Genomic DNA, 23,414 nt, shown 5'->3' on the forward strand with positions numbered 1-23,414 from the left:
TCTTAGGTGTCGGCGCCGAACCGGACCGGCAGCGACGTCGGCGATCGGAACACCTGCCCGCGGATGTGGGGATCGTTGCCGTCGGGGTCCAGCCGCAGGTTGGGCAGGCGGTCCAATAACAGATTGACCGCAACGCGCATCTCCATGCGGGCCAGGTGCATTCCCAGGCAGACGTGCGGACCGTGACCCCACGAGATCGGGGTCCTGGGTTGACGGAACAGGTTGAACCGGTCGGGGTCGGGGTAGCGGTTCTCGTCGCGGTTGGCGGCACCGAGCATCGGCATCACCGAGGACCCGGCGGGGATGGGCACCCCGGCCAGTTCGGTGTCGCGGGTGGCCACACGCGTGATCGACAGCAGCGGTGCCTCCCACCGCACCGCCTCTTCAATGGCTGCTGACAGCAGTGTGCGGTCGTCGCGCACGGCGTCGAGCTGATCGGGGTTGGACAGCAGTCCGAACAGCAGGTTGCCCAGTGAGCGGTAGGTGGTTTCCACCCCGGCGGGCAACAACAGATGCAGGAAGCAAAAGATTTCCTCATCGGAGAGTTTCTCTCCGTCGATCTCGGCGGCGGCCAGGCCGCTGGTGAGATCGACGCGGGGCTGCTCGCGGCGGGCCGCAAGGATCGGCACCAGGTAGTCACCCAGCGCCTTGGTGGCTTCGGCGGCGCGCTCGGGATTGACCCCTACTGACAGGAGCGAAATGGACCACCGCTGAAACTGTGGATAGTCCTTTTGGGGTAGGCCCAGCAGGCCGGCGATGACTCGGCTGGGGTAGGGAAAGGTGAATTCCTTCACCAGATCTGCGCTGCCGCGATCGGCGAACGTGTCGATCAGCTCGTTGCCGACTCGGCCGGCAAGATCGGTTTCCCAGCGCGCCAGCGCTTTGGGGGAGAAGGCCTTGGAGACCAGTGCGCGGTGGCGGCCGTGCTCGGGCTCGTCCATGCCGACCATGACGTGTTTGCCGATCCCGAAGAAGTCCTTGATGATGGCCGAGGAGAAGGTTTCGTTGTCGCGCAACAGTTCCTGAATGTCCTCGTGGCGGTACACCATGAAGACCGGTTTGCCCTCCTCGCCGGGCATGACCGAAAAGTCGAGGCGCTGAATGGGTTCGGTGCGCCGCATCCGCGACAGTTCGGTATAGGGGTCGCGGACGTCGCCGGCCACGGCGTCATCGAAAGACCCGAAGTCCTCCAGATCATCGAATAATTGCATGCGCTAAAACCTTTCAGCTGGCTGGGTAGGCGACGGACTTCACCTCGGTGGACTGGTCGAACCCGGCGACACCGTTTTGGCGGTCGACACCGCTGGCCTTGAAACCCCCGAACGGGGTGTCGGCGCCGTATCCGACCGTGCCGTTGAGTCCGATGAACCCGGTGCGCAGCCGCCGCGCCACGGCCAGTGACCGTTCCAGTGATCCCGACATCACGTTGCCGGCTTGGCCGTCGACCAGCTGCCGTCAATGAGCATCCGCGACTCAAACCGACGGGTAACTGCCTCAGACACGGTTCTCGCTTTGCGGGCATGGCGCTGCGCTCGTGGCCTTGGCGGCGCCGTGCCGTGGAAGGCCCATGGCGATGCGGATGATCTGGTGCATCGCCCTGGCGGGCAAAAGCCGGTTGAGGATGAGCAGCATTTTGGCGTCGACGCCGACGGCGTGCCGGGCGTAGGGCGCAGTATCGTCGAGGGCTTTGGCCAGTGCGTGCGCGAAACGTCTGGGCGGGCTGGCCATCCGGATGGCCAGTCGGCCCCGCCGCTCGATGGTGGTGGTCAAGGCGCCGTAGGGTCCGCTGAAGTCGCGGTGGTCCTGCACCCCGGCGTCGGTGATGATGTCGGTGTCAAACACCCCGGTCACCAGGACGCTGACACCCAGCCCGAACGGCGCGATCTCGGCGGCCAGGGCTTCAGCCCACCGCTCAGATCCGGCCTTGGACGCCGAGTACGACGCCGTGCAGGGCATCCCGCGGACACCGTTTTCGCTGGCGATCACCACGATGCGGCCGCGTCCGGCGGCGCGCATCGAGGGCAGCAGCGCGTTGGTCAGTGCCACCGGGCCGAACAGGTTGGTGGCGAACAGCTGCTGCCACACGTCGAGGTCGAGTTCTTCGACGCAGCCCACCGCGGTGATCCCGGCATTGTGCACCACGACATCCGGGGCTCCAACCGCCTCGAGGATCGCCTTGGCTGCGTTCGTGATCGATGCCGGATCGGTGAGATCGAGTTGCACGCCGATCAACCGCGAACTGTCGGCGGGGGCCCCGGTGGCATCCAGTATGTTTTGCAGGCCGATCTCCGGTGTGCGCATCGCCGCGACGACTCGCCATCCGGCCTTGTACAGGTGGGCCGCCGAGGCCAGCCCCAGCCCGCGCGAGGCCCCGGTGATGACGACGCTGCGGGACTCACCCATGGCTGACCTGCAGCGCGCAGCGTGGACTGTCAGAAACCGTATCGACGGCGCGATGGCTCTGCGATCGGCCCCGTATCCGCGTCGACCCCATCACTGCCCGGCACGGTCTCCGTTGGCCGGCCGTGTCATAGAAGCTCTGCACGCTGGTCACTTTCGTGTAATCCCTTACTCCCGTAGCGCGGGTCGAATCGGAAAAGCTCGCCGTGAGCGTCTCCATCGCCACGACGACTCCTTCGCGGCATGTCGGCTCTGCGTGAGACAACCTCAGCGACCGCAGGTTTGGGTGGCGCCGGGCACGAAGGACACCAGTCCGACACCCTGATACCGGGCGACGATGCGCTCGTACTGGCGGCGGTTGCGGGCCAAGGGTGTTTCGGTGATGCGGCGCGGCAGCCGACGGTAGGCCCCGCGCAGTACCCGGCTGAACACGAGAAATTCGATGTCGTGTCGGCGCGTCCAGGGCATCGGGACCAGGGCGCGGACTCTGGGGTGCATGATGCCGAATCCGAGGATGGCCGCAATATGCCCGAAGATCGGGCCAAGAAGCGAATACAGCGGCGCGGTGATCGCCGGCATGTGCGCGGGCCGCCTTGGGTGCAGTGTGGCGGCCATGACGATGTCCAAAGCTTCGGTGTGGGTGAGCTTTTCGGCGGCAACATGATCGTAGTAGGCGCACAGCTGTGGATAGCTGGTCGGAAGTTCACGCGCCCGGCCGGGCATCTGCAAGTCGGCGGTGAGTGCTCGGTAGCGGTCCCAGACGGCCTGATCGCCCGTGTCGTCGAGCTGTTCACCGGTCAGCGCGATGAAGGCGCCGCGGTGCATGAAGAAGATGCTGATCAGATTCCAGTTCCAGGCCTCGGGGTTGAGCCCGCTGTACCGGATCCCCTCGGGTGTCACGCCTTTGATGTCGCGGTGCAGCCGCACCAGGCGTTGCATCTCTTCGCGGCGATGGGCGCCGTTCGCCAGCACCGCCACTTGGTCTGACGCCGCCGTGCGCCGTGCCCGCCCATACGGGTTGTCGCGGATGCGGGCGGTGTCAACCAGAGAAGCTGACACCATCGGCAGCATCATCTCGTCGAACAGGGCCGGGGAGAACAGTGCCAGCAACCGGGTTCCCATGATGCGTTCGAAACGGTCGGCCACCGAGGCGGTTGGCGCGTCAGCAAGACACGACGCCGCGGGGTGGTCGTGGATCGGTGCTGATGACGCGATCAACACGTCAGGCGATTCAACCGACATGAGGCCTCTCCCTCAGATCTGGGCAGATCTGGCGCAGCGCGACACCAGAATATATTCTGGTGTCAGATTGCACCAAACAGTCCGAAGGGTCAAGGGCTCTGGGATACTTTTTGCGATGACTTCTGTTGCGCGCTCTTACGGTGGCGTCACTGCCGAGCGGCGTCGCGCCACCCGGCGTGCGGCGCTGCTGGAGGCGGCCCTGGACCTCTTCGCCGAATACGGTGCGCGCGCGGTGTCCAAGCGTGCGGTGTGTTCACGCGCGCGACTCAACGACCGATATTTCTACGAGCACTTCACCGATTCCGACGCACTGCTAGAAGCCATGGTCAGGGATCAGACCACTGCCGGGCTGGAGGCAGTCGGCGCCGCCGCCCATGGTGTCGGTTCCGATGTCGGCGCGCAGATCCGCGCCACCGCTGCTGCGTCGCTGGTATTTCTCACTGCCGATCCGCGCCGTGGCCAATTGCTGTTGCGCTCGCACACCTCCGACGTGATGCAGCGTGCGCGCGTGGACAGCACTCGGGCGATCGCCAACGCGATGACCGCGATGCTCACCGATACGGCCACCACTGGACCTGCTAGCCGGCTGGACATCGAGATGGCGTCGTTTGCGTTGGTCAGCGGTGCGATGGAAGTGATCGCCGGCTGGCTGCGCGGTGATTTCGCCACCGACCAAGATCACGTCGCTGACACCGTTGCCGGGCTGTTACTGGCCATCCCCGACATCGCGGCCGCGTTGCCAGCCGTCTCGGCGAACAGCATTCCACTGCGCCGGTGAGCTGTTAGGCGGTGGGCACCAGCGCCGAGATGTCCTCGCCTTGCAGGATTTTGATGGTCAGGTTGACGTCGAAGTAGTCGGTCCAGCGGGTGATTGTGCCGTCCTCGTCGACCACGAATGTTCCCATCACCGGCACGCCCGGTTTGGATCCGTCGGGGGCCTGAATGTAATCGAGTCGTTCAGTGAGAACGATCGGACCGTCGTGGGCGATGTTGACGATCTCAAACGCATAGGCGTCGGGAAACATGGAGAACTGGGCGGCCATGTTTTCCACGATGGCGTCGGCGCCCACGGTGGCGGGCATGCCGACGTTCTGATATACCGCACCGTCGGCCAACAGCGGGCGCAGCGCCTCGGCGTCGCGTTTTTCCATCAGCGCGCAGAACTGGCGGACGACATCGACGGGATCAGGCATCAGCGACCTCCGGTGAGCTACAGGGCAGGCGAAGCTACGGTTCAGATACAGAATGTAGGTCACCTACAGATGGTATGCAATAGGCTTACGTGATGGCTGCCGCCGGTTCTGAGCGCCTCGACACCAAAGCCCGCCGCGCTGCGCAGGCTGAGGCCACCCGTGCAGCGTTGATCGACGCTGCACGTGACCTTTTCGTCGAGAAGGGCTACCACGACACCGGGACCGAAGAGATCGTGCTGGCCGCCGGTGTGGGCACGCGCGGAGCGCTGTATCACCACTTCACCGACAAGCAGGCTCTTTTCGAGGCCGTCTTCCTGACGGTCGAAGAAGAACTCGTGATGGCGGCAGCGCAGAAGCTCACCGGCGATGCGGATCTGTCGGCGCTGGACGTGCTGCGGCGCGGCCTGCTCGGCTTCCTCGACGCCTCCCTGACCAAGCCCGTGCAACGGATCCTGCTCATCGACGGACCGGTGGTGCTGGGCTGGCAGCGCTGGCGCGAGCTGGAAAGCCGCTACGGCCTGGGCGCTATCCACGCCATGCTGCACCGCGCCGCCGACGAGGGTGACCTAGCCACGGCACTGTCGATCGACGTGCTCGCGCATCTGCTGCTCGCGGCCGCCGACGAGGCCGCACTGTTCATCGCCAACGCCGCCGATCAGGTCGCAGCGCGCGATCGAGCGGTGCACACCCTGGATGCACTCGTCGAAGGGTTGCGCAACACCGACCGCGAATGATTGACCCACATACAGCCTGTATGTAGGCTCGCACGTCACGCGGGCAGATCTCATGGACAAAGCTGCCGGCAAAGGAGGCGTGATGGGCAACAGCTGCACCGTGGATGGCGCAGTCATCGACTTCACCGACACCGGATCGGGGCCAGTCGTGGTGTTCGTGCACGGCGTTTACGTCGGCGGGGCGATTTGGCAGCGGGTGGTGGCGGCGCTGGGGGGGCGGGTGCGCTGCATCGTGCCGACCTGGCCGCTGGGTGCCCATCTGCCGGTCGGTCGCGATGTCGATCTGGGTGCCGGCGCCGCGGCGAGGCGCATCGTGGCCTTTCTCGACCAGCTCGACCTACACGATGTCACGGTGGTGGCCAACGACACCGGCGGCGGGCTGGTGCTGGCCGCGCTGGGCGACCCCTCGCTGGACGTGTCGCGCATCGCCAGCCTGGTCTTCACTAACTGTGACAGCTACGAGCACTTCCCGCCTGGCCAGTTCAAGCTCGTCGTGCAGTTGTGCCGACGAAGTCCCGCGGTGGGCCGAGCGATGCTCGCCATGCTGGCCAGCCCGGTGGGTCAGAAGGTGTTCCTGCGGGCGGTGTGTCGCACGCGACTGTCCGCGGGAGAACGCGCCGAGCTGTTCGGTGCCTTCCTGACCAACAAGTCCACGCGTGCGCAAGCCGCCACCGTCACCGCGTCGTTGGATCCGGCGCTGACCCTGCGGGCGGTCGACGCGATCCAGCGCTTCGACAAGCCGGTGGCCGTGGTGTGGGGAACCGAGGACAAATTGTTTCCCTTCTCCGATGCCGAGCGGCTCGCCCGTGACTTCCCCCGGGCCACGCTCATCACGATTCCGCACAGTCTCGCTTACGTGATGATCGATGCACCCCAGGAGCTGGCCAGCGCCATCGTCGACATCGCGGCGGCGTCATGACCGGCAACAACAGCTGGGATGTCACCACCAATCTCGGAACCACCGCGCTGGGGGTGGCGGCTCAGCGGGCCGCCGAGACGGCCCAGAATGATCCGCTGTTTCGTGACGAGTTCGCCGCTGTGCTGGTCGCGGCCGTCGAGGAGCCCGGTTGGCAGATGATGGCCTCCGGTGACCTGTCCTGGATGGGTCCCGAAGATGACAACGGCCGCCGGGCAGCCACGAGCGGGCGCGATTACGTCGCCAGCAGAACCGTGCACTTCGACGACTTCCTCGCCGCCGCCGTCACCGCGGGAATCCGTCAGGTGGTCATCCTCGCTGCCGGTCTGGATGCCCGGTCCTATCGCCTGAACAGCCTGTCCGGGGTGGTGGTCTACGAAGTGGATCAACCCAATGTCCTGGGTTTCAAGCACACCGTGTTGCGGGCGCATGGCGCGGTGCCGGTGGCGGATATGCGTGCGGTGCCGGTCGATCTTCGCGACGACGAGTGGCCCTCAACGCTGAGCTCGGCGGGCTTTGATGCCTCGGCGTCCACGGCGTGGCTGGTCGAAGGGCTGCTTCCGTACCTGTCGTCTGCCGATCAGGAGCACCTCTTCGACCGGGTACTCGGGCTCAGCGCCGAGGGTAGCTGTATCGGAGCGGACGCCTATCCCAGTGCGTCGACTCATCTCGGTGAGGATCGGATGAGCAGCTGGCGGCAGGGGGCCGCTGAGATCCGCGACAAGATCGGCGTCACCATGGACGTGGCGGCCTACATCAAGCACGAGGACCTCACCGACATTGCCGATTGGCTTGCGCGCCGCGGATGGATCGTCGACGCCCTCGACAGCCGCGAGCTGATGGCGCGCCTCGGGCGCGCTCTGCCTGCCGACCTGATCGGTGTCCTTCCGATCAGCTCCCTGATCACCGCCACAATGCCTCCGGGATCTGCCCTGACCAGCCCATGACGTCTACAGCCGCATTTCGTGACTGGTCACCGCGGTGATTCATTCGGCATGTTCGGTCGCGCCGTTCTTGGCTTTCAGTCGCAGCGATGCAGGAAACCGTGCAGGATCGCTTGGACGAGTTCGTCGACGATCGCCTCACGGGAAGGCTGGTTGGCCCCGAAGAAGGTCGAGCGCAAAGCGACCATGCCGGCGATCGTTGCGACCGTGGTGTGCGCGGGCAGGTCGGGCCGGCCGGCCCGCAACCCGCGCAGACGCATGCCCTCAGCGCTGATCTGACCGAGCACGCCGAGCGCCCGTGTGATGTCGGCGATACCCGCGTCGGTGATCTCGTCCTCGCTGAGCGTCTCCGATGCGACGAGCGTCAGCAGAAGCCCTCGATGTTCGACGACCACGTCGTAGAGCTGTCCGACGAAATGTCTTGCCAATTCCTCTTCGTCGGTTTCGTCGGGGACCACTGATTGCCACGTTCGGCCGAATTCGTCGACGAAATCGGTGAACGGTAGGACGAGGGCTTCCCGGAACAGTCCGGCTTTTGAGCCGAAGTTGCGGAACAGCAGGTACTCGTTAACGTCAGCGGCTTCGGCGATCTCGCGTGTCGTGGTGCTGCGGTAGTCCTTGCGAGCGAACAGCTCACGCGCGGCATCCAGGAGAAGTCGGCGCGGCTCACCGCGGGGCCGGCGCAGGGCCTGTACCGGCGCATCTGCCGTTGCCCGATCCTTGGCGGACGGTCGCTGGGGCACGGTTGTTCTCTCCTTGGACCGCGCTGAGCGGTTGATGGCATTCACGATAGTCGGCCTTGACCAACCGCCTTAGAATAGTGTCCACTATTAACGCGGTCGTGGTGCTGGTTTGGCGAAAGGGTGTGGGTGTGGGCGCAGTCATCATGCTCGGCACGCTGCTCGGGTTGATCATCGTGATCTTCGGGCTGGTCTGTTATTTCGACCCCGAAGCGCGCCGCCGTTCGGGTCAAGAAACTACGTCATGACGACCGAGCTGACGCCGTTGCTGACGGCGGCCAATGCCTTCGGCTGGCTGAGCGGCATCGGGTTCACCGTCACCGGGATCTACCTGAGCGTTCGCCGCCGCCGGTTGCACCCGCTGCTTCTGCTGTGCATCTCGGCGATCTCGTTCTCATGGATCGAAGCCCCGTATGACTGGGCGATGTATGCGCAATTTCCGCCGGCACTTCCACGCATGCCGTCGTGGTGGCCGTTGAACATGACCTGGGGTGGGCTGCCCTCGTCGGTGCCCCTAGGGTACATCGGCTACTTCTGCATTCCGGCCGTCGTCGGCGCCGCACTGGGGCGCGGGCTGAGCGCACGGTTCAACTGGCGCAGGCCGATCACGCTGCTGGCCGTGGGCCTGGCCGTCGGGTTCTGCTGGGCCTTGCTGTTCAACGGGGGCCTGGGCGCCCGGATCGGCGTCTTCTACTACGCCTTCGTGATCCCCGGACTGGGACTGTTTGAGGGGACCCTGCACCAGTACCCGATCTATGACGCTGTCGCGATGGGTATTCAGATGATGGTCTTCACCTATCTGGTGGGCCGCACGGATGCGCAAGGCCGCAATGTCATCGAGATGTGGGCCGACCGGCTCTCGAAAACCAAGGTGCAGTCGGCAGTGCTGGCTGTCGTCGCGGTCATCGTCATCGGAAACGTGCTCTACGGCAGCCTTTTCGCACCCCACCTCGTGACCAAACACATGGGTTACGTGACCTCGGGTCCCGATGCGCAATTGTTCCCTGGCGTGCCGAACCAACCCAGGTAGTGAAAGAGGATCTGTGATCAGCAATCAAACCGCGGGGCTGTACTACGACCCGTTCGACTTCGATATCGACGATGATCCGTATCCGGTGTGGAAACGGATGCGGGCCGAAGCCCCGTTGTATTTCAACGACAAGTACAACTTCTATGCGCTCAGTCGCTACGACGACGTGGCGCGTGCTCTGCCCGATTGGCACACGTATCGCTCGGGACGGGGTACGACCGCCGACATATTGTTCAGTGGCATCGACGTACCGCCGGGCATCTTGTTGTTCGAGGATCCGCCGCTGCATGATCTGCACCGGCGCTTGTTGTCTCGAGTCTTCACCCCTCGGCGGATGCTGGCCGTAGAAAGCCTGGTGCGCGGTTTCTGTTCGCGCGCACTGGATCCGCTTCGCGACGCGGACGGGTTCGACTTCGTCGTTGATCTCGGCGCGATCATGCCGATGCGCACGATCGGCTACCTGTTGGGTATCCCCGAAGAAGGCCAGCAGCAGATCCGTGATCGCAATGACAAGAGCATCACGGTCGGCGCATCGGAGGCAGCCGGCGGTGTCAGCCCGACGATCTTCGAGGATGCGATCGCCATGTTCGCCGAATACATCGAGTGGAGGGCGACACATCCATCCGATGACCTGATGACAGATCTGCTCAACGCAGAGGTAGAAGACCAAGACGGATCACGGCGCCGGCTCGAACGCGCTGAAGTGCTCGCCTATACCGCGATGATCGCCGGCGCCGGAAACGAAACCACCGCTCGGCTCATTGGATTCATGGGCCAGCTGCTCGGCGAGCATCCAGATCAGCGACGCGAACTCGCCGCGGATTCCTCTCTGATCCCCTCGGCGGTGGAGGAGACGCTGCGCTACGAGCCGCCATCACCGGTACAGGCACGCTACGTCGCTCGCGACGTCGAGCTCTACGGTGACACCGTAGCAGAGGGGTCATACATGTTGCTGCTCAACGGATCTGCCAATCGTGACGAGACGCGATTCACTGACCCCGACCGTTACGACATCCACCGCAAAGGCGGTCATCTCAGTTTTGGACAAGGACTGCACTTTTGTCTTGGCTCAGCCCTAGCGCGACTCGAGGCACGCGTCGCCTTCGAGGAGGTCCTCAAGCGATGGACTGACTGGACCGTCGACTACGACAACGCAAGCAGAGCCCACACCTCCAGCGTCCGAGGATGGGCACGCCTTCCGGTCACAACCGTTTAGCCCGCTCGCGCCGAGCTGCACAGCTTGAAACGGCGCTGCAGTCTTTACGGGAAGGCGATCCGCGGTGTGTCTCTACGAAACCGTGTGCCGAGCGCCGGGCGGCCAACGGGGCGCGGATTGGCTCGTGCCCGAGCGCCTGGGGCCGACCATCGCACAGTGGATGAGTCTCTACACCTAGAGGCTGCGGCTGCGGCCCACCGACAAATTGGGCGGTTAGTAGGCACTGGCCCATATGTTTTCGCCAGGCAGAGCGCCACAACAGCTGCCCGGTTCAATATGCTGCGTGGGCGATAGTGGCTGTGGATGCCACGTTGCGGCCCGCGCAGTCACCGAAGGATCAGTAAATACATCCGCGAGCACGGTCGACCAAATATTTGTCCGCACTTATCCCGTCCGGGTCAGATATGACCATTGCAAACCGGTATGAAGGGCTGAGGCCACCTGTTCTTGAACCAAATATATGTTCTGGTTACAGTGCCTGAGGAAGCCGAGAAAAGGGCGGGTAATGATAGTGAAGCTTCGTTTACAGCCAGGGCTCCCCCGTAGTACGCCAGGGGACGCTGCGGCACACAGGCAGCCCAACGGCCGCTCCGCCGCGATGACCAACACGGCGCTTCGTATCGGTGTCATGGTCATGCCATGGATTCCGCCGTGGCTCAAATGCCTCCTCGCTGGCCGTAGAAGGGTCACCATCGACGGCAACACCCTTGACAGCACGCTGCAGTTAATACTGGCCGCCCAACTGCGCACACGCACTGGCGGCCTGTCGGCTGCTGGCGATCCTGGAATCGCCCGCGCCCTGATGCGGAACTCGCACTCGGTGATGGGCACCCGCGTCGCCGTCCCCACCACCGACCTCACGATTCCGGGACCCGACCGCCCCCTGCGGACGCGACACTACCGACCGATCGTCGCGGGGCCGGCCCCACTGCTTGTCTTCTTCCATGGCGGTGGTTTTGTCGTCGGCGACATTGAATCCCACGACGGACTGTGCCGGATGATCTGCAAAGACGCCGCGATACATGTTTTGTCGGTGGACTACCGGCGCGCGCCTGAACACAAGGCCCCAGCCGCGGTCGACGACTGCGTCGCGGCCTATCGCTGGGCACTTGGACACGCCGCCGAACTAGGCGCCGACCCGTCCCGAATCGGCGTCGGCGGCGACAGCGCGGGCGGAAATCTAGCGGCACTGGTCGCGCTGCGCAGCCGCGACGAGGGCATTGGGCAACCGGCGCTGCAGGTGTTGCTCTATCCGAGCCTCGACCTGTCCGCGGAAACCCGGTCGCGCATCCTGTTCTCAGACGGATTCTTCCTCTCCAAGCAGGACATGGACTGGTTCAAAGAGTTGTATCTGGACGGCGCCGGCCTTGCAGCCGACGATGCGCGGGTATCGCCACTGAAGGCCGCCGACCTATCCGGTCTGGCACCGGCCCTGGTGCTCACCGCGGGATTCGATCCACTGCGCGACGAGGGAAACGAATACGCCACGGCGCTGCGCTCGGCCGGTGTCAGCGTAGACCACCGCCAGTTCGATGCGCTTACCCACGGCTTTGCCAGTCTCGCCCCGTTCGGCGGCGGGAGCGCGGATGCTATCGCGGCCACCATCTCGGCCATCCGCGCCCACCTCAGCCGCGGCTGACCCGAAAACCGGCAGCTACATCGTGCCAAAGGATCCCCGCCGCTCAGCACTGCAAAACACGACTACAACCACCGTCGCCCACATTGGTGCCCTGGCGCGCCACCCACCCACCAACCCACTACGCAGCCCCTGCGCGCACCGATGAGCGAGGGCCCCGCTCGTCGTGGATGCGCTACCTGCTGGTGAACTGCAATCGGAGGACCCATCTGTGATGTCGAAGCTGGCAGTAGTGACCGGCGGGGCTGGTGGTATGGGGCTGGCCGTGGCCCATGTCATAGGTCGCCAAGTCGGAGTGCTGATCTGCGATGTCAGCCAGGATCGCCTTGACGCCGCCCAACGGGAGCTCCGCGGCGCCGGGATTGACTGTGCGCGACCCTCTGCGATGTCAGCCAGGATCGCCTTGACGCCGCCCAACGGGAGCTCCGCGGCGCCGGGATTGACTGTGCGCGACCCTCTGCGATATCACCGATTGCCAATCGGTGAGCAAGCTCGTCGCGCGCGCTCAAGAGCTCGGAACCGTCACCTCGGTCGTTCACACCGCCGGCGTCAGCCCGAGCATGGGATCAGCAGAGATGATCTTGCGCATCAATGCCGTCGGCACCGTTCTGATCAACAACGCTTTCCACGACATCGCCAGCCAGGGCATGGCCCTGGTCAACGTCGCCTCCGTCGCCGGACACCAGCTCCCGGCCGTTGTTACCCCCAAGCGCCGCTACAGGCGGTCCTTAACCGACATCGACCGGTTCCACGCAGAGCTGCTGGCGCTGTGCAAGCTGATGCCATCCGCGAGACGGCCCCAACTGGCCTACATGCTCAGTAAGAACTTCGTCATTTGGTACAGCAAGACGATCGCCGCGCAGTACGGACGCAAGGGCGCGCGCGTGGTCTCAGTCTCACCCGGCTCATTCGACACTCCCATGGGAAAGCTCGAGGAAGGAGCCGGCGCTGGCGCCCTGGCTCAGCTGGGCGCACTCAAACGCTTCGGCCGCCCATCAGAGATCGCCGAACTGCTTGCGTTTTGCGCCAGCGACAAGCCCGGATACCTCACCGGCACCGACATCATCTGCGACGGCGGTGTCATGGCCGCGATGAGGCCCAAGGACATGCTGAAACTCGCTCGCTCACAGTGACGTCCGCACAAACTGGATGGTCATAAAGCGCTCGCCGTTGTAGAAGAACTGTTCAACAGCCCGAACATCGCGGGCCGGCTTCACGTTGGTAGGTCCGGTCATTGCTGAATCGTAGCCCCGTCAACACCCAGATCGTCTGTAGCGCAGGCTCGCCGGGGCTGCGGGCGCGCGCCGCTGGGACCGCTTGCCACGCATCCTGCACAGACGCTAATTCCGCCGGCTTTGCTGTGCTATGCCGCGGCAGCAAGTTAGCATGATTCGTCCAAAGCGCTGCGCAATCCGGCTAGGCAGCTCACGGGCATCGGCTATTTTCCGTCCGCAAGGTCAACGCCGAGGCGACCTACTACGCCGAATAGCTCCTCGTAGATGTTCGCGGGGATGGTGAACGATTCCGTTCCTGAAATCTCGGAGAAGTGTTCGGCGATATCGTCGGCGGTGGCGGTGACTTCTGTATTGGCCAGCCAACCGTCCCCAAGACCGATAAACGCCCTTGCGTATCTGCCTGCCAAGGCGGAGTAGTTCTGATGAGTACATTCGCAGGCACGACTGGCTAGATAAGTGACCATCGGCACAACCTTCTCTGGTGCAATTATATCCTTCAGTCCGGTTTCTTCCAGCGTCTTGGAGTCCACCGTTTCGGTGACCATCCGCGAAAAGCCAAACGGCAGGACGGTGTTTGAGACGATCCCGTGGTCGGCTCCCTCAAGCGCGATGACGTTGCTCAGCCCGACCAGCCCCGCCTTTGCGGCACCATAGTGCGCTTCTAGATGCTGCCCGAACATGCCGCCCGACGACGAGATAAACACGAAACGTCCGTATCCCTGTCTCTTCATTACCTTGAACGCGGGTTGACTCAGGTGAAAACCGCCGTCCAAGTGGACCGACAACATCCGCCTCCAATCGGTCGCCGTCATCTCGTCGAAGGCGATGCTGTTGAAGATGCCCGCATTGCTGACCACAGCGTCAAGGCGTCCGAAGTGTTCGAGAGCGGTTTGGACAATGGCGTTTCCGCCTTCGGGGCTGTCAACTGAATCGTAGGACGGGACGGCGTTCCCACCCGCTTCGACGATTTCTGTGACGACTTCATCCGCGACCTTTGTGTCGGAACCCTCGCCACGCATCGTGCCGCCTAGATCGTTGACCACCACCGAAGCTCCGCGACTTGCTAAGTCCATGACGTAGAGCCGGCCCAAACCCCTACCAGCTCCGGTGACTATCGCAACTTGACCTTCGAAATCAATCATCTCCAACTCCCGAAAAGCTATCCGATCAGCGACGGCGCTGACCCGGCCAACGCAACCCCAAGCCAACGGGGCTGCCCGAACCGCTACGCGAGCACGTCCAGGGCGGCACCGTCTCTAGAGTCATTGCCAGCAGCCGACACAGTCAATGACTTGCGGACAGCCTGCAAGGCCGATGACCGCGCTGGGCATGACAGTTGGCGCATCAGAACGGCCTAGACCAGGCACTAGTGTGAGACACGGCCGCAAATGTGTCTCACAAATGAGAGAAGCTATCACGGGTGATGAGAGGACTTTGGCATGACACGTAGGGACTGGGCGTTGGGGCCAGACCGCAACGCCGCTGCGCGTGAGCGCATCCTTTCCGCTGCCTCGGAGTTGGTCTCACGCAGGGGATTCGAGGCATTTACAGTTGAGGCGCTTGCCGGCAAATTGCATTGCTCGCCTGCGACCGTTTACCGCCACGCGGGCGGCAAGACTATGATCATCGAAGCTCTCATCTCGCGATTCTCCGAACGTATAGCGCGCTCGGTCAATGAGGCAATTGCAGAACTGAGCGGTACTGAGCGGGTTGTAGGCGCAATCCTCGTCGGGTTGGAACACATGCGCGCCGAACCACTTGGCCAATTAATAATGGGTGACATTCGGCCAGGACACGATGGCGGGGCCGTGAGTACTTCACCCCTGGTGGCCTCCGGCCACCGCTGAAGGATCGCTACAGCGCACGCCGCGGCACCTATCGCGTTCTCTACAGAATTGACCACGAGCGGCAGCAGGTCACCGTCGTGGGCGTATTCAGTCGTACGGATGCCTACCGTCGTCGATGACAGCAGCATCCGCTCTACGACCCGCATGCGGGCCAGCGGTCCGCACCCCTTCGCCAGTCCGCACACAGTCCGCAGGAGTCTCACCGACCCCCATTCAATCCTCGGCACTTTTCGGCTGTGTATTCCGTTGTGCCGAGCGGATTACCGTCGTTTGACGCCACACATCATTAAACGTCGTCAAATCCCATTTCCGCAGGTGGGACGCTCTCATAATCCGTTGGTCGCGGGTTCGAGCCCCGCCCGCCCCACGTCAGAGCTGGTAGAGGGAGTATTGGCCGAGCAGTTGCCGGGCCGGGATGCCCGCTTTACCGGCGAGCGGGCGCCGCGACGGCTGCCCGTGTGACTGTTGCGGCAAGTGGGGCATATACACCAAAGGTTCGCCTGTCAACCTTGTAGCCCACCGGCGTGTCGTCCCGAGATTTGTCAGACGTTCTTGGAACAATCGCACACATGAGTTTTTTGCCGCACATCCTCACGACCCACGAGTTCTGGGCCGGGGGCTTCATCGTAGGCGCGCTGAGCAGCGCCACCACCTACATCTCTACCCGCGCCAGCGATAGGCGGAAGGCGAAGCAGGAAGACAAGGTGCTCGACCGCAAGGAGGAGCGCGAGGACAGGTTGCGGGAACACGAGGCACTCCGCGAGGCGGCGATGGAGTTCGCGCAGGTGTCGACCGACATCCTCACCACGACCATCGACATCAACGGCGTCTTCAACATGGTGCGCGACGCGTTCTACAATCAGGCCGGGGCCGACGACCCGAACGCGGAGGCGAAGTTCGAACACTCTCAAAAGGTGATTGACGCGCAGATGAGAATCGCTGTGCCAGTGAACAAGTTGAAGATGTTTGCGCCGACAAACGTACTCGCGGCGGCTACCCGCGCGACGGCCGCGATCATCACGACCGTTCAGCAGACGACGGAGCCCTTTGCGGGGCTGGTCGCCCGCAAAGCCGCATCCGACGAGGTCAACAACTTCATCAGCGTCTTCCGTGAAGAGCTCGGGCGCGACCCGTACACCAACGACCAGCAGCAAGAGCAGGTGGCTTCCTTCTTGGAGACGCTGAGGAAGCAAGTGGCCGACTTCGTAGAAGAGTCGAAGGCCGACATGAAGGCGGCGGGCTTCAAAACCACGCCCTGGGACGCTCCCCGGCCAAAACCCGAACCCGAACCGGAACAGACCGACGAGCAGCCCACGTTCCTGGGACCGACCCCGTCAGTTCCGGTGAAGTCCCTCAATGTCGGCGAGGACATTGCGTTACCGATTGCTCGAAGGGGTGCCACGGGCACTATTGGGCTTCGTTCGACCATCCGGAGCTTCAATGGCGACCGGACTCGGATGACTGTCTTTGTCCACAACGGCGCAAAAACGTTGACGCTCAACGTGAATCCAGAACTCCAATTTGCCAGAGTCGGCGCACCACCGGCGGCGTCCTAGCTCTACTGCCGCTTTTTGGTGGGCCGCCGCAAAGTTCTTCGCGCGCGGGCGCGGGCCTGGCCGTTCCCGTTGCCCTTCGCGCCATCTGCCTTTGCGAGCTTGGCGCGGGCTGCGGTGTTGCTTTCTTGGTGCTGTCCGATGTTTCGTTGCGGAGTTGAAATCACGGATCGTGCCGCCGCTGTGGGCTAGGGTGATTGCGAGCGCAATTCGGAGAGGTTGCCTTGAAGACTGAGGTGGTTTGGGGCGTTGGAATCCTGCGACCCTTGAAGCATGGGCGACCGCCGTGCAAAACTCATCGAAACTGAAAACTTTTCCGCGAGAACGCCCAAAACCTCCGCAAACGTGTTGCACAGCAACGGATTTGAGAATGAATAATGTCTGGTAGAGGCCCGCGAGCCAAGGTAGTTCTTAGTTCTCAAGCGCTCCGGCCGGGAGAGGTAGCGGTCCAAGACGGGAAATCGGTCCAAGAGGGGACATACTGAGACCAACTTGTTCGCTCATCGATGCAGCGTAGCTAGGTGTTCAGACACGCAATGGGATGTCGACCCGCGCCACCGCCTCTTCGGGTCGGCGCTTTCGGAGTTCAGTCGCTAAGAGGTGACGTGCAAACAACGGCATGCGGACATACGTTTGGCGGTTGTGGCCGTGGTAGGGAGGTCGTGTGGGGACCGAACCGCCGTTGCTGCTTGTACTGGATCTGACTGGCACCTTCATTTTCGGACTCAACGGGGCACTCACAGCAGTGCGCGTTGCGCGGCTCGACATCGTGGGCGTGGTGACCCTCGGCATGATTACGGCGTTGGGTGGGGGAGTCCTCCGCGATGTTCTCATTGGTTCCATACCGCCTGCCACGTTTCGTGATTGGCGTTATTTCCCACTCGCCGCCGCTGGCGGGCTAATCGCGTTCGCCCTTAGCAGGCGCTTGGATCGGTTGGAGACGCCGATTACGTTACTCGACGCGATCGGGCTGAGCGTGTTCGCGGTTATCGGCGCGAACAAGGCCGTGACTGCCGGACTGGGGATTGGGCCGGCGATCTTGCTTGGCGTCGTGACCGGGGTGGGCGGCGGCACGATCCGCGACACGCTAATACGGCAGATCCCCACGGTGCTGCGCAGTGAGCTGTACGCCATCCCGGCCTTCGTAGCCGCCGCGATCACGGTCGCCACTATGCGGCTGGGCATTTACGGTCTGCCGGCCGCGCTGGGAGCCGCGGCGGTCTGCTTTGGCATCCGGATGGCCGGCGTCCGGTACGGCCTTAACGCACCGACCCCACCAGGGAACGACGAACCAGGTTCTCCGGTATCGGGTTCTCCACAGCCGCCTTCCGGGGTGTAGTAGTCAGCTAGCGAGCCAGTCGAGCGCGGCAACAACAAGTGCTTGGGTGCCGGTATCCAGGGTGGGTTGGATTACCGGGGCGAAAGTCGGCGAGTGGTTGACGGGGATGTCTTGGGCGACCCGCCCAGCGTCGGCAGCTTTGCGGTATTGCTGCTCGTCGATTCCACCGATCCCCCAATAGGTGTAGGGGACGCCGAGAGCATCAGGGATGTCGCTGAAGTCCTCACTGGCTGACTGTGCAGGCATCGTTGCGAATCGCTCGGCAAAGTATCCGGCGAACGCCTCGCTGACCCGGTCGGTGACATCGTCATCGTTGACCGTGAGCGGGAAGCGGTCGTAAAGCTCGAATTCGGCCGCTTTCGGCGAACCTGACGCCTGGCACTCGGCGACGACGATGCGCCGGATCGCATCGAGCACTGCACTACGTACGGCTTGATCGTAGGTGCGCAGGTTCAACTCCAGAACGGCTCGGTCACCGATCACATTGCTTTTGCTGCCGGCGTGGATGCTTCCGATCGTCAGGACAACGGTGTCAGTGGGGGCGACCTCTCGGGAGACGACGGTTTGCAGTCGCAAGACGATCATCGCCGCGAGCACCACCGGGTCGACGCCGGCCTGCGGCATGGAACCGTGGGCGCCGCGGCCGTAGACCGTGATCCGCATGCTGTCGGCGGCCGAGAGCACCGGCCCTCGATGGGTGCCGACGTGGCCGGCTGGCGCGGGGAGGACATGCTGGGCAAGGGCCACGTCCACAGGGGGTATGGCGCGGCTTAGCCCATCATCGACCATGCCGCGGGCACCGTCACCGGTTTCTTCGGCGGGCTGAAACAGCGCGACCACAGTGCCATGCCAGTGCTGGTCTCCTTCGGAGAGCAACGCAGCAGCGCCGAGCAAACAGGTGACGTGCACGTCGTGACCGCATGCGTGCATCACCGGGACCCGGTTACCGGAGCTGTCGGTGGCATGCGCAGTGCTGGCGTAGGGAAGGCCGGTGGCTTCCTGGACGGGCAGCGCGTCCATGTCAGCGCGCATCAAAACCGTTGGCCCGCTGCCGTTCCGCAGGACTCCCACTACGCCAGTGCCGCCAATTCCGGAAAGCACCTCGTAACCCGAACCGCGTAACCTCTCGGCGACGATGTTCGCGGTTCTACTTTCCTGATGGGACAGTTCAGGGTGCTGGTGGATGTCACGGTAGAGATCCTCCTGCCACGATCGAACTGCGGGTAGGCGCTCGAGAACGGCGTGGGCGGGGGTCGACGCGGTACGCATTTTTTCTCACCTCTGACGAATCATGGGCTCGGGCCGCGCTAAATCCAGTGGCGGGATCAGTGGCCGGCGCCACCGCCGTCCACCCCCATCGTGCCTCGACTCAAACTTCTCTCATCGAGCGACTCGTCGAACGGACGGCTCCCAGCCCTGTTCCCCCTCCGACGTCGCACCGCGGCAATCAGCCGCGGCTCGGCAAAAGTGTTCGCGCCGCCGCGCATCGACCCGAGCCAAGTGCGAGGCATGACAAGGAATTGCAAGCGATTCCCCGCGGCGGCCCGCGGCGTGGGGGACGACGGAAGCTCAGGGTTGGTCGGCGTGGCGACCGGCTAGGACCTGTGCCGAAATCCGACCGCACCTTGTCACGGCGTGGTCACAACTCGGCGGCAACACGCAGGCATCCGGTGAAATGCGCTGACACCATTAGGGCAGGTCACTGGACTTCACCGCATCTGTCGAAACCTCATGAACATGCGTCTTGCGGACTGTAAATCCGTCGGCCGACGCGCAAGAGTTTCGGCCCCATCGCGACGCTGAGACTTGGGCAACCCGCATAAAATTGCGAGTACTGGCCCTGTCCGTCCAAGCGCCAGCACTGTTACGTCGCGTAACACAAGGAGACATATCGCCAGTACGGGGGCACTCGACGTAACGCAGCGTGTGAGCGGTAAGTCCAGCTCAGCTCATATTTCCGCTGGATTCGACAGGGGTTCGAATCCCCTTAGCTCCACGCGGGAACCGCTAGTTAGAAGGCATAATCAGCGTTAGCTGAGACCGGCCAGGATAGGCCTCCGGTACAGCCCCGGTACACCAGACAAGCGCCCGAGCTGGCTGCGACGGCTGGCCGCGACGGCGTGGCCTGTGCTGATAGCAAACACCACTCCGCACGCCAATTGATGCTCCCAGAGTGCTGCCGTCGCCATGCTCCGGCGTCCGGCTGCGTGGCACAGGAGCCATCAGTTTGCGAAAGTTGAGGACCGCTGGACCAAGACGGTTCGCGACCCGCAAGGCAACAAACAGACCGCGCCCAGCGCCGACCACGGACGCGGATTACGCTGGCGTGCAAGGTACGTCGATGACGAAGGCCGTCAACATGCCAAGTCATTCGTACGCAAGGCCGACGCAAATCTGGCTCGACAACGAGGTCACACCCGCGCTGGCCACCGGAAGCTACGGCCACCGGACGCGTCTAGTGACCGTGGGCGCGGTGTATGCGTCATGGACAGCGGTGCAGGCCACATCGCGGCCAAACTGCGGTACCGGCAAGGGGTCGGTCCAGCATCCCTGTCTCGTTTCCAAGCATTTGAGAAGTCGCTAAGTTCGTGCAGGCGGGCATCGCGAACCGATCAGCCAGCTCGACCCGCGCTTGCGAGCAACTCCTCAAAAGCCGTCTGCATGCATTGGGCATACGTCGCCGGGTCTGGCAGCGCGTCGCGATCCGCAGTAGCGCTGATCGACAAAGTTCCGTTGTAGCTTGCAACGACATGGATGAGGTTCAAGCCGGCCACCAGCGGACCGAGACCCGCGGCGCGAACGAGTCGGGCTCCGCTGAAGAAGATCGGTTCGGTTGGACCTGGCACATTGGTCACAGTCGTGTTGGCGACCGTCGGGCCAGAGAACGGAAGCACGCTCGCGGCCTTTGCAGTCATCCCGAGCAGCGAGGTTGGCATTATCCCAACCAGCTCGAGCAGCTGGGTCGTGGTCGATTGATCCGATCCCGCACGACTCGGCGCGGTCTCTTCAGCGATCATGGCGAGCCGTTTGAGCGGATCGGCGATGTCGGTACCGAGCGATTGCAGCCGGCCGAACAATGCGTTCCCGTTGCTGGTCTTATCGCCCGCGTCGCGCAGTGAGATCGGGCAGGCCGCGACGAGCGACTCATCGGGAAGCTCGCCGTGGCCACCCAGATACTCGCGAAGGGCCCCGCCGACGTAGGCGAGCGCAACATCGTTGATCGTCGAGCCGGGCACGCTGGCCTTGATCCGCTTGAAATCGGCGAGATCGTGGAACCGAGCCTCGAAGACACGGTGCGGCGACACTGTTTGGTTGAAACGGGTCTTCGGTGCAAACGACGGCAAACTACCCCCGGCGACCCTAGACGCGACACCGTCGACCAGCTTGCCCGGCAGGCCGGCTAAGCCGCGGACTGCCTTCGGGGCATTCGACGCGAGTACTAGGGCCGCCCGCAACGGGTAGAGCGCCGCGTCGAACGCCGTGCGAGACAGTAAGTTTGCGGTCGTTGGAAGGGCGTCGGGGCGCCAGGGACTCTCTGGCCCAGCAGGGCGCGGGCTATCAGCGGCAAGGTCGTGCATTGCCGCGATCATCTCAACGCTCGCCATGCCGTCGACCGCACAGTGGTGCAATTTCAACGCCATCGCGAACGAGCCCTTCGGTACCCCTGGCACGGAATTCAGTCCCTCGATGACAGTGATCTCCCACGGCGGGCGTCGCAGGTCGATCGGTCGGGCGTGCAGCCGCGCGACTTGGATACACAGCTGCCGCCAGTCACCGGGCTGGGGCAGCCCGATATGACGGACGTGATACTCAAGATCGAAGCTCGGGTCATCTACCCAGTACGGCCTCTGCAACCCCCCCGGCAGCTCGGTCAACCGCCGCCGGAAGACATCCGCGAGGTGCAGCCGGGCGTCGAGCTCCTCGAGAATCCCCTTGAAGGTCACCTTGCCATCCGGGGCGGTTGACGGGTCATAGATCAGAAGCAACTGAATCTGTAACGGCGTCGCTGGTCGTTCCGCGCGCAGCATCATGTCATCGGTCCAACTCAACTGCTGCACAGACGGCCCCCTTCACGCACGCTCTCTTCGAAGAGTAGGCCGGTCATGCCGCTCAGCGGGAAATCGTGAGACAGTGAGAGACATCAGCTGCGGCAGGCAGAGCAGGTACGCCAGAGTGACCAGATCGCACACCCATTCGGCAGCGTGCCAAGAACTTGCCAAGACAGGCACGAACAGGGGGGACAGGGCGACACGGACCGGACGCGCAGACGTCCCTGACCTGGACGTATTAGACGCAGTAGAACGCTAGTTCACACTGTCCTCTTCCCTGGGGGTCAAGTGGTCGCAGGTTCAAATCCTGTCAGCCCGACGCTGGTCAGGGGCATTTTTGGGCCTCGTAATTGCCCGTTCGTGGACGTTTGACCCACACTGTTGACCCAAACCAGCTTTCACCTGGTCCGGAAACTCCTTTGCTGTGCGGCGGACAATCGACTCATGGCTTATGACGGATTTACGGGGGAAATCCCCGAATTGGTGAAAGCCCGCGGCATCGTCGACCGGGCGACCGGGATTGAGAAAGCCCGCGCCTCTCGTCAGTGGCTCTTCGACGCGGCGAAAGAGGCCCTGGGGCGCACCGACCAGTTCATGGATGGTCACCTCCTTGTGATGGGCCTGGCGAGTCGCGCGGTCGGGTTGCACGACGGCGCGGTTCACGCCCTTGAAACCGATAACCCGTTCGCGACGTACACGTTGTTGCGTTCGTACGCGGAGAACGCCGCCGCGGTGCTTTACATCACCGACCATCCGACCCAGCTTCACAGGATTCTCGGACTTGGTGATTCCCACCCGGTGAGGGTGGGCACCATCACGAACTATGCCGAGCAAGGCAGCAAACGGTTTGGAAGTTTCAGGAGCATGTACGAGGGCCTCAGCCAATTTGCGCATCCGATGTCGAGGTCGATCTTCGCGTCGGCTAAGAACACCGGGGACCGAACGCTTCAGTGGCGGTTGGACCCGGCATTCAAGTACGACGCCGATCTTCTCGTGGCGTGCAATTTGGTCGTCGAACTTGCCGAGGCCAATGCACACCTGTTGGTCGAGTACGCGGACGCACAAGGCTGGCGACGCCGACATCCCCCAGCGTCCAACCGCGCCAGTCCAAGCTAGTCGCCAAAAAGAAAGTGCATAAACCCACCAATGTTTCCGAGCGAAATCCACAGTTCTGGCCGTGCGGGACTGGTGGCGGGGGGAGGGGGTGCCGCGCCCCGGTCGCGGGGGGTTCACGTGGGAGTGGTTGCGCGAGAGTCGGTTTCAGGGCGGTCGCGGTGGGATTGGTTGCCGGGCCTGAATGGCGTTCTCCGGTCCGAATCGGTCAAGGGTGGATAGAAACC

The 23,414-nt window shown here is 63.4% G+C and carries 20 protein-coding genes and 2 pseudogenes; 13 read left to right on the top strand and 9 right to left on the bottom strand.

The window, feature by feature from the left end:
* Nucleotides 1-2: 2 nt before the first annotated feature.
* The 4 genes and pseudogenes from BN4348_RS39250 to BN4348_RS39265 form a co-directional block, all read right to left on the bottom strand.
* Nucleotides 3-1,211 (bottom strand): cytochrome P450, encoded by a 1,209-nt coding sequence (locus BN4348_RS39250; protein ID WP_066911712.1) that lies wholly within the window; start codon nucleotides 1,209-1,211, stop codon nucleotides 3-5.
* 13 nt (nucleotides 1,212-1,224) lie between these two features.
* Nucleotides 1,225-1,440 (bottom strand): annotated as a pseudogene (locus BN4348_RS39255) (aldehyde dehydrogenase family protein); the annotation flags it as partial.
* A 54-nt stretch (nucleotides 1,441-1,494) separates the two neighbouring features.
* On the bottom strand, nucleotides 1,495-2,403 hold the full coding sequence (locus BN4348_RS39260) for an SDR family oxidoreductase (RefSeq protein ID WP_066911718.1): 909 nt from the start codon (nucleotides 2,401-2,403) through the stop codon (nucleotides 1,495-1,497).
* Between the two features lie 264 nt (nucleotides 2,404-2,667).
* Entirely contained in the window at nucleotides 2,668-3,522 is an 855-nt protein-coding gene (locus BN4348_RS39265) for an oxygenase MpaB family protein (RefSeq protein ID WP_160040397.1), read from the bottom strand.
* Here BN4348_RS39265 and BN4348_RS39270 point away from each other — a divergent pair.
* Entirely contained in the window at nucleotides 3,521-4,420 is a 900-nt protein-coding gene (locus BN4348_RS39270) for a TetR/AcrR family transcriptional regulator (RefSeq protein ID WP_160040400.1), read from the top strand. The genes BN4348_RS39265 and BN4348_RS39270 overlap by 2 nt on opposite strands.
* A gap of 4 nt (nucleotides 4,421-4,424) precedes the next feature.
* Here the strand turns inward: BN4348_RS39270 and BN4348_RS39275 are convergent, their stop codons facing one another.
* Nucleotides 4,425-4,835 carry a limonene-1,2-epoxide hydrolase family protein gene (locus BN4348_RS39275; RefSeq protein WP_066911727.1) on the bottom strand — a complete coding sequence of 137 codons (411 nt, stop codon included), beginning with the start codon at nucleotides 4,833-4,835 and terminating at the stop codon, nucleotides 4,425-4,427.
* A 92-nt stretch (nucleotides 4,836-4,927) separates the two neighbouring features.
* On the opposite strand from BN4348_RS39275, the gene BN4348_RS39280 reads away from it, so the two are divergent.
* From BN4348_RS39280 to BN4348_RS39290, 3 genes are all read left to right on the top strand, one after another.
* Nucleotides 4,928-5,569, top strand: coding sequence for a TetR/AcrR family transcriptional regulator (locus BN4348_RS39280; protein ID WP_066911730.1), 642 nt, complete (start codon nucleotides 4,928-4,930; stop codon nucleotides 5,567-5,569).
* An 82-nt stretch (nucleotides 5,570-5,651) separates the two neighbouring features.
* The gene (locus BN4348_RS39285) at nucleotides 5,652-6,488 is read left to right on the top strand and encodes an alpha/beta fold hydrolase (RefSeq protein WP_066911734.1); all 837 of its coding nucleotides are present in this window, start codon (nucleotides 5,652-5,654) and stop codon (nucleotides 6,486-6,488) included.
* Nucleotides 6,485-7,432: an SAM-dependent methyltransferase gene (locus tag BN4348_RS39290; RefSeq protein ID WP_066911737.1), complete on the top strand. Its 948-nt coding sequence runs from the start codon at nucleotides 6,485-6,487 to the stop codon at nucleotides 7,430-7,432. Before BN4348_RS39285 ends, BN4348_RS39290 begins: the two co-directional genes overlap by 4 nt.
* 74 nt (nucleotides 7,433-7,506) lie before the next feature.
* Here the strand turns inward: BN4348_RS39290 and BN4348_RS39295 are convergent, their stop codons facing one another.
* Nucleotides 7,507-8,172 carry a TetR/AcrR family transcriptional regulator gene (locus BN4348_RS39295; RefSeq protein ID WP_066911740.1) on the bottom strand — a complete coding sequence of 222 codons (666 nt, stop codon included), beginning with the start codon at nucleotides 8,170-8,172 and terminating at the stop codon, nucleotides 7,507-7,509.
* 241 nt (nucleotides 8,173-8,413) lie between these two features.
* On the opposite strand from BN4348_RS39295, the gene BN4348_RS39300 reads away from it, so the two are divergent.
* The 4 genes and pseudogenes from BN4348_RS39300 (at nucleotide 8,414) to BN4348_RS39315 (ending at nucleotide 13,184) form a co-directional block, all read left to right on the top strand.
* Nucleotides 8,414-9,199 carry a spirocyclase AveC family protein gene (locus BN4348_RS39300; protein ID WP_066911743.1) on the top strand — a complete coding sequence of 262 codons (786 nt, stop codon included), beginning with the start codon at nucleotides 8,414-8,416 and terminating at the stop codon, nucleotides 9,197-9,199.
* A 97-nt stretch (nucleotides 9,200-9,296) separates the two neighbouring features.
* Nucleotides 9,297-10,415, top strand: coding sequence for a cytochrome P450 (locus BN4348_RS39305; RefSeq protein ID WP_235852862.1), 1,119 nt, complete (start codon nucleotides 9,297-9,299; stop codon nucleotides 10,413-10,415).
* 505 nt (nucleotides 10,416-10,920) lie between these two features.
* On the top strand, nucleotides 10,921-12,054 hold the full coding sequence (locus BN4348_RS39310) for an alpha/beta hydrolase (RefSeq protein WP_084454088.1): 1,134 nt from the start codon (nucleotides 10,921-10,923) through the stop codon (nucleotides 12,052-12,054).
* 211 nt (nucleotides 12,055-12,265) lie between these two features.
* Nucleotides 12,266-13,184, top strand: a pseudogene (locus BN4348_RS39315) (SDR family oxidoreductase).
* 305 nt (nucleotides 13,185-13,489) lie between these two features.
* Here the strand turns inward: BN4348_RS39315 and BN4348_RS39320 are convergent.
* Nucleotides 13,490-14,428: an SDR family NAD(P)-dependent oxidoreductase gene (locus tag BN4348_RS39320; protein ID WP_066911752.1), complete on the bottom strand. Its 939-nt coding sequence runs from the start codon at nucleotides 14,426-14,428 to the stop codon at nucleotides 13,490-13,492.
* A 297-nt stretch (nucleotides 14,429-14,725) separates the two neighbouring features.
* On the opposite strand from BN4348_RS39320, the gene BN4348_RS39325 reads away from it, so the two are divergent.
* The 4 genes from BN4348_RS39325 (at nucleotide 14,726) to BN4348_RS39340 (ending at nucleotide 18,025) form a co-directional block, all read left to right on the top strand.
* A complete protein-coding gene (locus BN4348_RS39325) occupies nucleotides 14,726-15,133 on the top strand; it encodes a TetR/AcrR family transcriptional regulator (protein ID WP_084454089.1) in 408 nt (135 codons plus the stop codon).
* Nucleotides 15,130-15,252: a type II toxin-antitoxin system RelE family toxin gene (locus tag BN4348_RS39330; RefSeq protein WP_139027086.1), complete on the top strand. Its 123-nt coding sequence runs from the start codon at nucleotides 15,130-15,132 to the stop codon at nucleotides 15,250-15,252. Before BN4348_RS39325 ends, BN4348_RS39330 begins: the two co-directional genes overlap by 4 nt.
* A gap of 450 nt (nucleotides 15,253-15,702) precedes the next feature.
* Nucleotides 15,703-16,689 carry a hypothetical protein gene (locus tag BN4348_RS39335; RefSeq protein WP_066911755.1) on the top strand — a complete coding sequence of 329 codons (987 nt, stop codon included), beginning with the start codon at nucleotides 15,703-15,705 and terminating at the stop codon, nucleotides 16,687-16,689.
* A 661-nt stretch (nucleotides 16,690-17,350) separates the two neighbouring features.
* Nucleotides 17,351-18,025: a trimeric intracellular cation channel family protein gene (locus BN4348_RS39340; RefSeq protein ID WP_066911758.1), complete on the top strand. Its 675-nt coding sequence runs from the start codon at nucleotides 17,351-17,353 to the stop codon at nucleotides 18,023-18,025.
* 3 nt (nucleotides 18,026-18,028) lie between these two features.
* Here BN4348_RS39340 and BN4348_RS39345 read toward each other — a convergent pair whose 3' ends face one another.
* Complete coding sequence (locus BN4348_RS39345) at nucleotides 18,029-19,294, bottom strand: amidohydrolase (protein WP_066911762.1); 1,266 nt, start codon at nucleotides 19,292-19,294, stop codon at nucleotides 18,029-18,031.
* A 1,343-nt stretch (nucleotides 19,295-20,637) separates the two neighbouring features.
* Nucleotides 20,638-22,083, bottom strand: coding sequence for a WS/DGAT/MGAT family O-acyltransferase (locus tag BN4348_RS39350; protein ID WP_066911765.1), 1,446 nt, complete (start codon nucleotides 22,081-22,083; stop codon nucleotides 20,638-20,640).
* A 435-nt stretch (nucleotides 22,084-22,518) separates the two neighbouring features.
* On the opposite strand from BN4348_RS39350, the gene BN4348_RS61330 reads away from it, so the two are divergent.
* A complete protein-coding gene (locus tag BN4348_RS61330) occupies nucleotides 22,519-23,190 on the top strand; it encodes a hypothetical protein (protein WP_235852692.1) in 672 nt (223 codons plus the stop codon).
* Nucleotides 23,191-23,414: the final 224 nt, after the last annotated feature.

Origin of the sequence: Mycobacterium interjectum (assembly GCF_900078675.2) — a bacterium.
Classification (GTDB): domain Bacteria; phylum Actinomycetota; class Actinomycetes; order Mycobacteriales; family Mycobacteriaceae; genus Mycobacterium; species Mycobacterium interjectum.